The 13867-nt window shown below is 62.9% G+C and carries 11 protein-coding genes; 3 read left to right on the top strand and 8 right to left on the bottom strand.

The features are described 5' to 3' along the window. Positions 1–22: 22 nt before the first annotated feature. Positions 23–1732: a ShlB/FhaC/HecB family hemolysin secretion/activation protein gene (locus tag AC788_RS02145; protein ID WP_082223540.1), complete on the bottom strand. Its 1710-nt coding sequence runs from the start codon at positions 1730–1732 to the stop codon at positions 23–25. A 450-nt stretch (positions 1733–2182) separates the two neighbouring features. Between AC788_RS02145 and AC788_RS02140 the strand changes: the two genes are divergently transcribed. The 3 genes from AC788_RS02140 to AC788_RS02130 all read left to right on the top strand — a co-directional run bounded on the left by AC788_RS02140 (position 2183) and on the right by AC788_RS02130 (position 4888). Next, complete coding sequence (locus AC788_RS02140; RefSeq protein WP_049858996.1) at positions 2183–2812, top strand: LysE family translocator; 630 nt, start codon at positions 2183–2185, stop codon at positions 2810–2812. A gap of 111 nt (positions 2813–2923) precedes the next feature. Further along, positions 2924–3811: a bestrophin family protein gene (locus AC788_RS02135; protein ID WP_049858995.1), complete on the top strand. Its 888-nt coding sequence runs from the start codon at positions 2924–2926 to the stop codon at positions 3809–3811. A gap of 81 nt (positions 3812–3892) precedes the next feature. Further along, positions 3893–4888, top strand: a complete 996-nt coding sequence (locus AC788_RS02130) for a zinc-binding alcohol dehydrogenase family protein (protein ID WP_049858994.1) — start codon at positions 3893–3895, stop codon at positions 4886–4888. A gap of 3 nt (positions 4889–4891) precedes the next feature. Here AC788_RS02130 and AC788_RS02125 read toward each other — a convergent pair whose 3' ends face one another. The 7 genes from AC788_RS02125 to AC788_RS02095 all read right to left on the bottom strand — a co-directional run bounded on the left by AC788_RS02125 (position 4892) and on the right by AC788_RS02095 (position 13692). Then, on the bottom strand, positions 4892–6331 hold the full coding sequence (locus AC788_RS02125) for an efflux transporter outer membrane subunit (protein ID WP_049858993.1): 1440 nt from the start codon (positions 6329–6331) through the stop codon (positions 4892–4894). Continuing rightward, positions 6328–7299, bottom strand: coding sequence for an efflux RND transporter periplasmic adaptor subunit (locus tag AC788_RS02120; RefSeq protein WP_442965508.1), 972 nt, complete (start codon positions 7297–7299; stop codon positions 6328–6330). The genes AC788_RS02125 and AC788_RS02120 overlap by 4 nt, the downstream gene beginning before the upstream one ends. Continuing rightward, positions 7215–7424, bottom strand: coding sequence for a DUF1656 domain-containing protein (locus tag AC788_RS02115; protein ID WP_049858991.1), 210 nt, complete (start codon positions 7422–7424; stop codon positions 7215–7217). The genes AC788_RS02120 and AC788_RS02115 overlap by 85 nt, the downstream gene beginning before the upstream one ends. Continuing rightward, positions 7421–9511 carry an FUSC family protein gene (locus tag AC788_RS02110; protein ID WP_049858990.1) on the bottom strand — a complete coding sequence of 697 codons (2091 nt, stop codon included), beginning with the start codon at positions 9509–9511 and terminating at the stop codon, positions 7421–7423. Before AC788_RS02110 ends, AC788_RS02115 begins: the two co-directional genes overlap by 4 nt. Further along, complete coding sequence (locus AC788_RS02105; RefSeq protein WP_049859010.1) at positions 9508–9960, bottom strand: MarR family winged helix-turn-helix transcriptional regulator; 453 nt, start codon at positions 9958–9960, stop codon at positions 9508–9510. The genes AC788_RS02110 and AC788_RS02105 overlap by 4 nt, the downstream gene beginning before the upstream one ends. Before the next feature lie 212 nt (positions 9961–10172). Further along, positions 10173–11549 (bottom strand): HlyD family type I secretion periplasmic adaptor subunit, encoded by a 1377-nt coding sequence (locus tag AC788_RS02100; RefSeq protein WP_049858989.1) that lies wholly within the window; start codon positions 11547–11549, stop codon positions 10173–10175. Then, positions 11539–13692, bottom strand: a complete 2154-nt coding sequence (locus AC788_RS02095) for a type I secretion system permease/ATPase (RefSeq protein WP_049858988.1) — start codon at positions 13690–13692, stop codon at positions 11539–11541. Before AC788_RS02095 ends, AC788_RS02100 begins: the two co-directional genes overlap by 11 nt. Between the last annotated feature and the right edge of the window lie 175 nt (positions 13693–13867).

Below are 13867 nucleotides of genomic sequence, written 5' to 3'. Positions count from 1 at the left end.
GATTACCTACTGAAACGTGAAATCAGAGAAAGAGGTCGAGGCGAAAGTAGATCGGGGTTTCGCGATCGCTCAGCGCGTCGGGGCGTTCCAGCGAATGGGCGAAAGTCACCGACGTCGCGAAATGCTGGCCGCGGGCGAACAACTCGACCGAGTTGCTGGACACGCGACCATGCTGGTCGCCGTTGTAGCGATCGCCCCGAATCACGCCCTGGTCGTAGCCCAGGCCGATGCCGTATTCATAAAGGACCGTTCGCAACCAGCCGAGGTTGACCGGACGCGTCCAGCGCAGGTCATTGCGCCAATAGCCGCCGCTGTCGCCGGACAGGTTCTGGTCCTTGATGCCGCGCATCGACGACTGTCCGCTCAAGCTCATGCGTTGGGGGCTGAACAGCACATCTTCACTGCGCTGACCGGTGGCCAGGCTGGTGAAGCTGAACGTTTCGCCCCACAGGTTGAAGCCCTGCAGGTAGCTCACGGTGGCGGTGTATTTGCGATAGCGGTCGTTGGGGTCGCCGTGCTGTTCGACCTGGCGACTTTGCGCATCGAAAGCGCCTATGCCTTGCTGCATGCCCAGATCGAGGTTGACGAACGCATTGCCGATACGGCGGCCATGGTTGATGCCGAACTGGGCCTCGCTGATGCGGTTGCTGCTGACTTCCAGGCGGTTGCCGTTCAAGTAGTTGTTGCTGCGCAGATAGGCCAGGCCGCCGTTGATCGATGTTTTGCTGACCGAGTCGCGATGTATCACGCGCTCTGCGCGAAACTGATGATTCTGGCTGTCACCGTTTTGCTTGAAGGCGAAGCCGTTGCCATAAGCCTGCGAGCCGTATTCGCTCTGGCTGTAGGAATAATTGAAGTTCCACCAGCCCCACGGCACGCTGTAGTACGCCGTGGTGCTTTTGGAGCTGCGATGGTGGTCGCTGACCGCATCGTGGCTGCCGCGCAGTACCAACTGGTCGGCGAGCCCCAAGGGGCTGTCCCAATCCAGACCCGCCCCCCACTGCTGCTGACCGGTGCTGCGCTGGCCATCGTTGTTGCGCGACAGCGAAGCACGCCAAGGCTTTTGTGCAGCGTTCCTGACCAGCACGGTACTGCCCCCCACCGCCTCGCCAGGCGCCAGCTCCATTTGCGCACCGTTGGACGGCAGGCGATTGAGCTGGTCGACCAGTTGCTCGACTTCGCGCAAATCGAGCAGCTCGCCTACATGGCCCGGAAAAGCCATGTTCACTTCCCGTGGCGATAACCCGCTGTCATCGGCAGGTCGAATGCCTTCCAGGCGGCCTTCAACCACTTGAAGCGTGAGGGTACCGGTCGACAGGTCCTGTTGCGGCAGATAGGCACGACTGGTGACCAGGCCCAGTTGCAGATAGCGATCGGTGACGACCCCGAGCAATTCGTTGAGTTGCGCAACACCCAGGCACTGGCCAAGGTACGGTTGCACGAGTTCGGCCTTTTGGGCAGGACCCAGGGCATCGGCGCCCTGGATGTCGATACGCTGGATGGTGAAGCAGCGAGTGTCCTCCACGGCTGGAGGCGCAGGAGCGCTGAGTTGTTCACCAGGCAGGTTCTTGAGGTCCTCCAAGCGCTGCCGCTGCTCTTGCAGCAGGCGGTCCTGACGGTCACGAATGAAGTCCTGCTCGCCCGGTGTAGTGGGCGCCGCGAAGACCTTAGTTGCACAACAAAGCAATACCGCGAAATACGGACTTGCACGGCGTCCTGCCCTTGACCACATATTCAATCCCTGATGCCAGAATGGCTTTGTATCAACTCGAAAGGGGCGCGATGATAGGGATGCCGTATATTAACGTCAAGTTTTAATATGTAAGCCTATGATTTACTTGATAAATTACAGTTTCATATGCTCTTCGAGCTCGACTTATCCCAACTAAAATTACTTAAGATTTTTCCTACCAAACAATCCGCTAACACTCATGGACTGCACACTCTTATTATGGAAGCGAACCATTAAAATTACAGCGCAGTCCATACAGAAAGTCCGATCGCATGACAATAAGAACTCCAATGATGCTGATGTATCGCGGCATGAATCATTACCCGGCCAATCCTCAAGGCGGTGAAAGCACTTCGCGCAGATCGGCGTTGCGGTGGGCAACGCGTTTCTCTACATTCCGAAAGCAACGTTCGAGTACCCCGGCCCTTTTTGCGCAAGAGACACAGCACCATGGACCTCACCACCCTCCTGCTCTTCATCCCCGCCTGCTTCGCCTTAAACATGGCCCCAGGCCCCAACAACCTGTTGTCCATCAACAATGCCGCCCACCACGGCTACAAGGCCGCCTGCCTGGCAGGCTTCGGACGTCTGGTGGCCTTCAGCGGGATGATCACGCTGGCAGCCATGGGCCTGGCCGCGGTCTTGTTCGCTTCCGAGTGGTTGTTCCTGGTCATCAAGACGGTGGGCGCGCTGTACCTGCTCTGGCTGGCGTGGAGCCTGTGGACCGGTGAGCCCGCCGACATGGCGGATGACGCCACGGCCAGCCGTCCGAGCCTGTGGTTGATGCTGCGCCGCGAGTTCCTCATCGCGGCGGGCAACCCCAAGGCGATCCTCATCTTTACCGCGTTCCTGCCGCAGTTCGTCGACCCGCAGCAACCGGTGGGTGCCCAGTTCGCCGTACTCGGTGCGCTGTTTCTGGTACTGGAGTGGATCGCGGTGGGTCTGTATGCGTACCTGGGCGTGAACCTCAAGCGCTGGCTGAACACAGCGCAGGCCAAACGTCGCTTCAATCGCGCCTGCGGTGGCTTGCTGGGGCTGGCAGGCGTTGGCCTGCTGTTCGCCCGCCGCGGGCATGCCTGAAGTGCCAGTATCGGCCGGTAGCAACTGGTAACGGGCATTCGTTTGGCTGCAACGAACCTTGTTGCGAAGTCGACGTCCGACCTAGGCACGCCCATCGCCTGAGGTCCGCTTATGAAAGAAGCCATCGCCAAGAAATACCGTCTGATCATCAAGACCATGGGCTATGTCGGCTGGTCTCTGTTCTGGCTGCTGCTGTGGGATATCGCGGTCACCGTCGACTTCATGCTGTTCCTCAACACCAAGCTGAGCCTGCCGATCATGCCGTTGACCCTGCTGGGCTCGGCGCTGATCGTATTGATCAGCTTCCGCAACAGCAGTGCGTACAACCGTTGGTGGGAAGCTCGGACATTGTGGGGCCTGCTGGTCAACGCATCGCGCAGCTACGCGCGTCAGGTGCTCACCCTGATCGACGACGTCGGTGATGACGTGAACCCGGTCAAGGCCACCCTTTTGCGGCGCCACGTGGCCTACGTGAACTGCCTGGCGGCGCACGTACGGCACATACCCTGCCCACCGGAAGTGGCAGCGTTCATCAGCGCCGAGGAATTCGAACGGCGCAACAGCACCAACAACTTTTCCAACGACCTCATCACCGGCTCCGCCGCCCTGTTGGCGCGTGAATACAAGGCCGGACGCCTGGACAGCATCCGCCTGGCGCGCCTGGAATCGACACTGGTGGACATCTCCAACTGCCAGGGTGGCATGGAGCGTATCGCCAACACGCCACTGCCTTTTCCTTACGTCTACTTTCCTCGCCTGTTCATCACCGTGTTCTGCCTGATCGTACCGATCGGCCTGGTAGAGTCGCTGGAATGGTTCACACCGCTGGCGTCTACCGTGGTCGGTTTCATGCTGCTGGCCATCGAGCGCATCGGCACCGACTTGCAGAGCCCGTTCAAGGTCAGCGAACACCAGATCCAGATGGATTCGCTCTGTGAAAACATCGAGCGCAACCTGCAGTCGATGCAGCGTGACACGCAGGAAATGCGTTCCGCCTGACCTTCCGCTATCTTCGTGACCACCGAGCGCCCTTTGCCAAGGGCGCATCGATCCTACAGACCTCACCTGGAAAATCCCCTGATGAAAGCCATCGCTTATACCCAGAACGGCGCAGCCTCCGTGCTCACCGACCTGCAACTGCCCGCGCCCACACCGGGCCCACGTGATCTGCTGGTGCAGGTCCAGGCCATTTCGGTCAACCCGGTCGACACCAAGGTGCGCAGCGGCGCTGCCGTGACCGAACCGCGCGTGCTGGGTTGGGATGCGGTCGGCATCGTCCAGCAGGTGGGCGATCAGGTCAGCCTGTTCAAGGTCGGTGACAGCGTGTTCTACGCCGGGGCCATCGACCGTCCGGGCAGCAACAGCGAGCTGCACCTGGTGGACGAGCGGATCGTCGGGCACAAGCCGCAAAGCCTGGACAACGCCCACGCCGCCGCCCTGCCGCTGACCTCGATCACTGCCTGGGAATTGCTGTTCGACCGTCTGGGCGTGCCCGAGGGCGGTGGCGAAGGCCAGAGCCTGCTGATCATCGGTGCGGCAGGTGGCGTTGGCTCGATCCTCACGCAATTGGCGCGCAAGCTGACCAAGCTGACCGTGATCGGCACGGCGTCGCGGGATGAAACACGTCAATGGGTGACCGACCTGGGCGCTCACCATGTGATCGATCACAGCCAGCCGCTGGTGGCGCAGCTGGAAGCCATCGGGGTTGGCCAGGTCGACCACGTGGCCAGCCTGACCCACACCGACAAGCACTTCGAGCAACTGATCGAAGCCTTGCGCCCTCAGGGTCAGCTGGCCTTGATCGACGACCCGAAGACCCTCGACGTGATGCCGATGAAGCGCAAGGCCCTGTCGCTGCACTGGGAGCTGATGTTCACGCGCTCGCTGTTCCAGACTCCGGACATGATCAAGCAGCACGAGCTGCTTGAGCGCGTGGCCGAACTGATCGACAGCGGCGTGTTGCGCACCACCCTGGGCGAGCACTATGGGGTGATCAACGCCGCCAATCTTATCCGCGCCCACGAGTTGATCGAAAGCGGCACGGCCAAGGGCAAGATCGTACTGGAAGGCTTCTAAGCCTCAACGTGCGCCCGGCGTCTGCCGGGCGCTTTCCCAACCGCCGCCCAAGGCCAGGAACAGGTTGATCTGTTCCATGGCCACCTGGGTGTTCGCCGCCGCCAGTTGGCCACGCACATCGGTGTAGGTGCGCGTTGCCTGCAGGTCCGCCAGGAACGATGCGCGGCCGGCCCGGAAAAACTGATGGGTCTGATCCGCCGCCTGCTGCGCCGACCGCTCGGCGTCGGCCAGGGCATCGCGGCGCTGCAGCAAGGCGGCGTATTGCGCCAGGCCCGTCTGGGTCTCGCGAATGGCGTTGAGCACCACCCCATCGAAATTGGCCAGCGCAGCCTGGGTCGAAGCTTCGGTCTCGCGAATCCGCGCCCGCGCGCCGTTGGTGGGCACGTTCCAGTTGATCAGCGGGCCGATGCCCCAGCGATTGGTTGCCGGATGCCCGAGGTCATCGAGAATACCCACCGTGCCGACCGTGGCGCCGATGCTGATGTCCGGGTACAGCTGACCGGTGGCCACGCCAATGTTGGCGGTGGCCGCCGCCAAGCGGCGTTCGGCCTGGCGGATGTCGGGACGACGCTTGAGCAGCGCGGCGCCATCGCCCACCGGCATCAGCTGATTGATACGCGGCAGCTCGGCGCAGCTGGCCACGTCGGCAGGCAGCTGTGCGACGGGTGTAGCCAGCAGCATCGATAATTTGTACAGGCCCGCCTGACGCGATGCCTGATAGCGCGGCAGCTCCGCGCCCAGGGACTTGTATTGGGTTTCGGAGCGCGTGACCTGGGTTTCGTCGCCACGGCCGGCATCACGCAGACGCTGGGTCAGTTGCACGCCTTCCTGCTGCAATTCGAGCGAATGCCGGGCGATCTCGTATTCTTCGTTGGCCGCGCAGACCTGGGTATAGGCGCGCACCACATCGGCTACCACGGTAATGCGCGCCGTATCCGCCGCGGCCTGGGTGGCGTCGGCGTTGGCGCGTGCCGCCTCGATGCCGCGCTTGAGCGTCCCCCACAGGTCGAACTGATAGGACAGATTGATGGACGCGCTGCCCAGGTTATCCACCGGCAGCTTTTCGGTCAGCAGGAACGCTTCGCCCGACTCTTGCAAACGCTGCGCCTCGGCCTTGGCATTGAAGTCGAAGCCGCCTTCGGCCTGGGCCTGCTCGATCTGCGCACGGGAGCGGGCAATGTTCGCCGCCGCCACGCGCAGGTCGGTGTTGGATGCCATGGCCTGGCGTACCAGCGCATCCAGGCGTGGGTCGTGGTACAGCTTCCACCAGTCCTGCGGGACCGGCGCCGACACCACATTGCTGTCGCCTTCGGCCAGCGAGCCCTGCAAATCGGCTCGGTTGAGCATCGCCTCCTCAGGGGTATGGTAGTCGGGTCCGACCATCTGGCAGGCCGACAACAGCAGCGCCGCCGCGAGGGCGGAAAGACGCAGGACCTGGCTCATTGCGCCTCTCCCGCCACCACACCGTCTTCGATGATCGACACCGTGGCCGTGCGGCCGGCGATCAGGCGATAGCCCTCGGGCAGGCTTTCGAAGGCGATGCGCACGGGAATCCGCTGCGCCAGGCGCACCCAGCTAAAGGCCGGATTGACGTTGGGCAGCAGGTTGCTGCCACTGCTGCGATCGCGGTCTTCGATGCCGGCCGAGATGCTCTGCACCCGGCCTTGCAGACGGGTGTTGTCGCCCATCATGCGAATGTCCACGGCTTGGCCGACGTGAATCACGCCCAGTTTGGTTTCTTCGAAATAGCCATCGATATGGAACGAGGTGCCATCCACCACGGCCAGCACGGCGCGGCCTGCGGTGACGAACTCGCGCGGGCGTGGCGCGCGGTCGTTGATGAAGCCGTCCACCGGGCTGCGGATCACCGAGCGATCGAGGTTCAGTTGAGCGGCATCCACGGCGACCTGGGCTTCGGACAACGCAGCCAGGGCACGCAGTTGCCGCGACTGGCTCTCTTCGAGCTGCTCGCGGGCGACCAGGTTGCCCAGGCCACGGTTGCGCCGCAGTTCACGCTCGGCCTGGGCCAGGGTTTCCTTGCGCTCGGCCATGCTCGCCTGGGCCTGACGAAGGGCCAGGCGGAAACGATCCTGATCGATGGTGAACAGCACGTCTCCGGCCTTGATCGGCTGGTTGTCGTGCACGTTGACGTGTTCGATCAGGCCGGACACATCCGGCGCGATCTGGATGATGTCGGCGCGGACATGGCCGTCACGGGTCCAGGGCGCATACATGTAGTACATCACCATGCGCCAGACGATGAACGCCGCCAGGCACACGAACAGCAGGGTCAAGACCAGGCGGCCAAAGGTAAGGATCGGTTTTTTCATAGCATCAGGCTTCGACAGAGAGCGTCCACCGCGCCAAGCAGCACAGCGTAGAGAGCGACGTTGAAAAGAGCCCGGTGCCAGACCAGGCGGTAGAAATGCAGGCGGTTGAGCACGCCATGCAGCAACAGAAACAGGCCGTAGGTGAACACCATCATCACCAGCACGGTGGGCAGGAAGATCCCGCTGATATCCAGTTCACCAATCACAGCGGAGCTCCATCGATGCCATGCGGCAGTTGTTCGGCGGCCTCGCCCGCCTCGGTGACCACTTCGGTACCCGGCAGCAATGCCAGGCGCAGGCCGCTCAAGGCATGTAGCAGATGCTCGCGCGCCTCTTCGGCCTCGGCCATGGCTTGCACCGTCAAGCCACGGCGTGCGCGGTCCATGGTCATGAGCAGACCCATCGGGGCGGTCAGGCGTTCACCGGCTTTGCGACAGGCCTGGAAATACCCGCCCACCTCTTCGATCACCTGATGCAACAACGGCTGTACGGCAGCCGGCACACGCGGGCTGTAGGCCTGCATGTCGAGCAGGTTCAGCGCCACGCGGACATCGCGCAGTGCCGCGCTGGTGTCCTGGCCGGTCATGGTCAGGCGTGGCAGGTGCTGCATCAGCCGGTCGAGCATCTGCACGCCCATCGCGCGCTGTTCGGCCAGGCTCGCCGGACGGGTGATGTGCACCACATCACGCCAGCTGAACCGGGTCAGGCGCTTGGCCGCCAGCTCCACGCCGAAGGGCCGCACCACCAGGGTCCAGACGAAGGCGAACAACAGCCCCACTGGACCGGCCAGGTTGCTGTTGGCGAAATTCATGAAGTCCGCGTCGTAGGCGCCCTGAATGCTGATGAAGGACGAGGTGTTGACGATGGTCAGCAGGGTGCCAAGGAAAAACCGCGGCTGCACGGTCAAGGTACCGACGACGATGAAGGGCACCGAGAAGGCCAGCACCAGCATCGGAAAGTCATGCAGGTTGGGCAGCACCAGGAACAGGTAGAGGCTGGCGAACACCACGGACATCACGGTCCAGAAGAAGAACCGGTAGATCTGCGGTGCGGGGTCGTCCATGGCGGCGAAGAAACTGCAAGCAACGGCGGCCAGGATCACTGCGCTGGCACCGTCGGTCCAGCCCAGCAGAATCCACAGTACCGATGCGACGATGATCGCGGTGACCGTGGAGAACACCGAATACAGCATCAGCCCGCGGTCCAGGAACGGCTTGAGCCGTCCCAGCCGCCAGTGGCGGTAGACCGCTCGCCATGGCAGGCGGCTGTCGGTCTTGATCGCCAGTTCCAGGCTGCGCAGGTCCTGCCACAGGTCGACCCATTCACCCAACCGGTACACCGCATTGGAAAACATCAGCTCGCGGCGGTCATCCAATTGCTCAGGGGTTGGCCGCAGGGCGTGCAGTTCATCGCGCAACGCTTGCCAGCGGGCCTGATCGGGGTCGTCCACGCTGGCCTTGAGCCATTGCCGGGCCGATACCATGACCGGCGCCAGGCGTGCCACCAATTCGGGGGTGCGACGCTCGATGGCGAACAAGGCATCATCCAGCGCATCGATAACCGGCAGCAGATGGATCATGCGCCCGCGCAGCTCCCTGGCATTGCGCACCAGCTGTGGCCGCGCCCCTTCGTGGGGAAGCTGGCCGATCATCATTTCCAGCGAGTTGAACGTGCCGACCATGGCCGAGCGCAATGGGCCGACGTCCTCGCCTTTGACGTCCCGCGCCAGGAAGTGATCGCTGTAGCCGGCGGCATCGTCGAACCACTTGCCAGCGGCACCGACGAACACCGGCGTGAGCCGGCGCGGCCAGAACATCGCGCCCACCACGGCGGCGCAGACGATGCCCAGGCAGATCTCCTGAAAGCGCGAGCTGGCGATGTCGAACACCGCCGTGGGATTGTCCACCACCGGCAGGGCGATCAACGGCAGGGTGTAGCCCGACAGCATGAAGGCGTAGCTGTTGGCAGTGCGCAGGTGCAACGACAGGTACAACAGGGTGCCGGTCCACAGGGCAATCACCGTGGCCAGCAGAAACGGCGTCTGCACGAACAGCGGCACGAACAGCACCGCCGCCGCAGCGCCGGTGAACGTCCCCACCGCACGGTACACCGCCTTGGAACTGGTGGGGCCGACGAAGGGACTGGAAACGATGTAGACGGTCGCCATCGCCCAGTACGGACGCGGCATCTGCAGGATCATGGCGATGTACAAGGCGATCATTGAGGCGGCGAAGGTGCGTACGCCGTAGAACCAGTCCCGGGCTGGGGGCACATCGCTGAAAAAGCCTTTCACGGGTAACCACCGGGCGTGCCCTGTCCCGCTTCCTCGAAGGCACGCACCACACGCAGTGCAGCCTCCAGGTCCGCTGGGGCGATGTCCTTGAGCACTTCACGGCGCAGGCGTACCAACTCGCCTTCGATGGACTCGGCCAGGTCGCGGCCACTGGACGTCAGGCTCAAGGCCTTGGCGCGGCGGTCGGTAGGGTCTTCGGTTCGCACCACGTAGCCGGCGGTGCACAGTTGGTCGAGCAGGCGAACCAGTGAGGGGCTTTCCAGGCCAGCGGCCTGCGCCACCGTGACCTGGCGGACACCGTCGCCCAGGCGCACGATCAGTAACAAAGGCACGGCGCAGGCTTCGGACACACCATAGTTAGCCAGGGTGGCCTGACAGATTCGCCGCCAGTGGCGCGAGGCAACCACCATGCCGCTGCTGATGTTCAGCTGGAGCTTGTCGATATTCATCGGGAAGGTGCGAATATTCATAGTTTGCTAACTATCTATATTCGCGGAACGGAAACATTTCGTCAAGAATGCCCGACCGAATGTAATCCCTGGTAGGAGCGGTCACCGGCCGCGAAGAACACGCCGCAGGGTGTCAGACACACCGCACAAGCCCTTCGCGGCCGCAGACCGCTCCTACAGTGGAACGTGAGCGGCCGCTAACGAGTGAATCCTTACCGCTCGTGCAATGCCTCGGCACGGGACTTGATGATCGGCTTGAGCAGGTAGCTCAGCACGCTCTTCTTGCCGGTGATGATGTCCACCGAAGCCACCATCCCGGGAATGATCAGCAACGGTTTTTCATCGGAGCCCAGATGACTCTTGTTGGTCCGCAGCTTGATCAGATAGAAGGTGTTCTTCTTCTCTTCATCCTGCACCGTGTCGGCGCCGATCTGTTCCAGGGTGCCTTCCAGACCGCCGTAGATGGTGTAGTCATAGGCCGTGAACTTGATCATCGCCTTCTGCCCCGGATGCAGGAACGCGATGTCCTGCGGACGAATCCGCGCCTCCACCAGCAGGCTGTCATCCAAAGGTACGATCTCGGCCATGTCGCTACCCGGCTGGATCACCCCACCGACCGTGTTGACCAGCACCTGCTTGACGATCCCGCGCACTGGCGAGGTCACCATGGTACGGCTCACCCGATCTTCCAGTCCCTTGGCCGTGGCCTGGGTCTTGGCCAGATCGGTGCGCGCCTCGTTCAACTGGGTCAGCGCCTCACTGCGGAACTTGCCGCGGGTCTCGTCGATCTTGCGCTGGACCTCACCAATCGCCGCCTGTGCACGCGGCACTGCCAGCGTGGTGCCGTCGAGCATACCGCGGGTTTCCACTTCCGAACGGCGCAGACGCAGCACTTCGACGGGCGATATTGCGCCCCTGGCCACCAGCGGTTCCGACATGCTGATCTCCTGGCGCAGCAGGTTCAGGCTGTTGCGGTATTGCTCGGCCTTGGAGGTGAACTCACGCAGCTCCTGCTGACGCTGCACCAACTGCTGCTGCAGGCCGCCGACTTCATCGGCCAACTGCTGGCGACGGCTCATGTACAGCGACTCTTCGTTGGCCGCCTGGCTGGGCACTGACTTGCGCGCCTGGGCAGTGATGTTCAGCGGCCGGTTTTCCACCTCGGCACTCAGACGCTCCACGCGCAGCTCCATGGCCACACGGTCGGCTTCGGTTTCGCCGACGTTGGAAGCGAAGCGCGTGTCGTCCAGGCGAATCAGCGGGGCGCCCGCCTCGACGATCTGCCCTTCCTTGACGTAGATCTGGGCGACGATACCGCCCTCCAGGTTCTGGATTTTCTGGATGCGCGAAGAAGGAATCGCCTTGCCGTCGCCCTTGGTCACCTCGTCGATCACCGCAAAGTGCGCCCAGGCGAGCAGAAACACGAAGAACGCGATCACGCCCCAGATGGTCAGGCGCACGATGCGCGGCGCATCGTCGATCAGCGCCTTTTCGACCTCGGGCAAGGGCTGGCCATCCAGCGAATCGGAGCCCTTGAAGTAGCGCACCAGGGAGTTCTTGAAGCCGCCGGAGGAGGATTTAAGCAACACTGATCTGCCCCTTCTTCAACGCTTCCATGACGGCAGCCTTCGGCCCATCCGCCAGAATCTGCCCGCGGTCGATCACCAGCAGGCGGTCGACCAGGCTCAGCAACGACGCACGGTGGGTAACCAGAATCACGGTCTTGTTCTCGATGACGGCTTGCAGGCGCGCTTTCAGGCGCTCCTCGCCAGTGTTGTCCATGGCGCTGGTGGGTTCGTCCAGCAAGAGAATCGGCGGGTTGAGCAGCAGCGCCCGCGCCAGCGCCACGTTCTGCCGCTGACCGCCGGAGAGATTCTGCCCGCGCTCGCCGACCTGTAGTTCATAGCCCTGCGGATGCAGGCGGGCGAACTCGTGCACACCGGCCAGTTCGGCGGCCTGCAGGACCATTTCGTCATCGACGTAGCGAGCGCCCGACACCAGGTTGTCACGCAGGGTGCCGGCCAGCAGCTGGATGTCCTGCGGTACGTAGCCGATGTTGTGGCGCAGCTCGCTGACGTCGATCTGGCGAATGTCCACGCCATCGACCAGCAACGAGCCGGCGTCGGGCTGGTACAGCCCTACCAGCAGCTTGGCCAGCGAGCTCTTGCCCGAGCCACTGCGGCCGATGATGCCGATCTTCTCGCCGGGGCGCACGGTCAGGTTGATGCCGTGCAGCGCCTGGTTCTGCTGGTTCGGGTAGGTGAAGTCGACGTTGCGAAACTCCATGGCCCCCTGCAGCACCTGACGGCTCATCGGGCGCTCGTCGAAGTTGCGCTCCTGAGGCAGCTCCATCATCTGGTCGACCGACACCATGGTGACCTTGGCCTGCTGGTAACGGGTCAGCAGACCGGACAGTTGCGCCAGCGGCGCCAGCGCGCGGCCACTCAACATGTAGCAGGCCACCAGGCCGCCCATGCTCAGGTTGCCTTCGATGATCTGGTAGACACCGAAGATGATGATCGCCACACCGGCCAGTTGCTGAATCAGCAAGGTGATGTTCATGGCCAGGCTGGACAGGGTCTTGACCCGCAATTCCAGGCGGCTGAGCGTACCAATGGTTTGTTCCCACTGGTACTGGCGCTCGCTTTCGGCGTTGTTGACCTTGACCGCATCGAGGCCACCCAGGGTCTCGATCAAGCTCGACTGGCGCTCGGCGGCCAGCGCCATGGTGCGCTCCAGGGTCTTGGTCAGGGGCTTTTGCAGGAAATGCCCGATGCCCAGCGCCAGCGGGAACGCGATGATCGGAATCCAGACCAGATGCCCACCCAGCAAGGCGATGACCAGCAGGATGAGGATGGTGAACGGCAGGTCGATCAGGCTGGTCAGGGTCAGCGACGTGAGGAAGTCGCGCATGCCCTGGAATTCATGGATGTTCTGGGCGTAGCTGCCCACGCGCGCCGGACGGTTTTTCATCGACATGCCGACGATGCGCTCGAACAGCGTGGCCGAGATGATCAGGTCGGTCTTCTTGCCGGCCAGGTCCAGGCACAGGCTGCGCAGCCCCTTGAGCAGCAGGTCGAACAGGTAGGCACCGCAGATGCCCACCGCCAGCACCCACAGGGTCGCGGTGGCCTGGTTGGGCACGACGCGGTCATAGACGTTCATCACGAACAGGGGCGCGGCCAGGGCGATGATATTGATCACCAGGCTGGCGGCGATGGCGTCGGCATACAGCCAGCGCGAGCGCTTGAGGGTGTCGCGGAACCAGGAATGGGCACGCGGGATCAGCGAGCCATTGGTGACGTCGAACTTGTGCTGCGGCTGGGCGAAAAACACCCGGCCGGTGAAATCCTGAATCAGCGTTTCGCGCGCCACGCGCACTTCACCGCCATCGCTTTCGCTGAGCAGCAACCGCGCGGTATCGCCTTCCCAGCCCAACAGCACGGCGCAGCGCGCGTCCTTGAGCATCAGCATGGCCGGCAGCGCTATGGACGGAATCTGATCCAGCTTGCGTTGCAGTACACGGCCTTGCAGACCGGCGCGTGCAGCGGCCCGCGGCAGCAGGTCAGCGGTCAGACGCTGCGAGGGCAGCGGCAGACCGGTGGTCAGCATGGCGCGGCTGGCGGGCTTGTGATGCAGCGAGCACAGCGTCAGCAGGCCGTCGAGCAACGGATCATCGTGCTGGCTGCGTGGGTCCTGGCTGAGTAGTACCGAACTTAATTCCGAATCCACGCTGACACTCTCTTATCGCTCATTGAACACCTCGACCCTATCAGGATCAGTTCATCCCGCCTGGTCTGGCAGCGGTTTGGGTTGCATTTGCACAAGGGATGCCAGCGTACACGCTGGTCGCTGGCTTCGCATGAGCTCGTTTGGCAAACGGATGCACGGCGAGTCGGGCAACCTC

Source organism: Pseudomonas sp. RIT-PI-a (genome assembly GCF_001187875.1).
GTDB classification, from domain to species: Bacteria; Pseudomonadota; Gammaproteobacteria; order Pseudomonadales; family Pseudomonadaceae; genus Aquipseudomonas; species Aquipseudomonas coleopterorum.
The sequence above is the reverse complement of the archived record's forward strand: the minus strand, read 5'-3'. Positions and strand labels throughout refer to the sequence as shown.

Excerpts from the sequence above, each read along its gene's own strand:
- AC788_RS02145 (WP_082223540.1), bottom strand. The coding sequence starts at position 1,732 with ATGTGGTCAAGGGCAGGACGCCGTGCAAGTCCGTATTTCGCGGTATTG.
- AC788_RS02140 (WP_049858996.1), top strand. The coding sequence starts at position 2,183 with ATGGACCTCACCACCCTCCTGCTCTTCATCCCCGCCTGCTTCGCCTTA.
- AC788_RS02135 (WP_049858995.1), top strand. The coding sequence starts at position 2,924 with ATGAAAGAAGCCATCGCCAAGAAATACCGTCTGATCATCAAGACCATG.
- AC788_RS02130 (WP_049858994.1), top strand. The coding sequence starts at position 3,893 with ATGAAAGCCATCGCTTATACCCAGAACGGCGCAGCCTCCGTGCTCACC.
- AC788_RS02125 (WP_049858993.1), bottom strand. The coding sequence starts at position 6,331 with ATGAGCCAGGTCCTGCGTCTTTCCGCCCTCGCGGCGGCGCTGCTGTTG.
- AC788_RS02105 (WP_049859010.1), bottom strand. The coding sequence starts at position 9,960 with ATGAATATCGACAAGCTCCAGCTGAACATCAGCAGCGGCATGGTGGTT.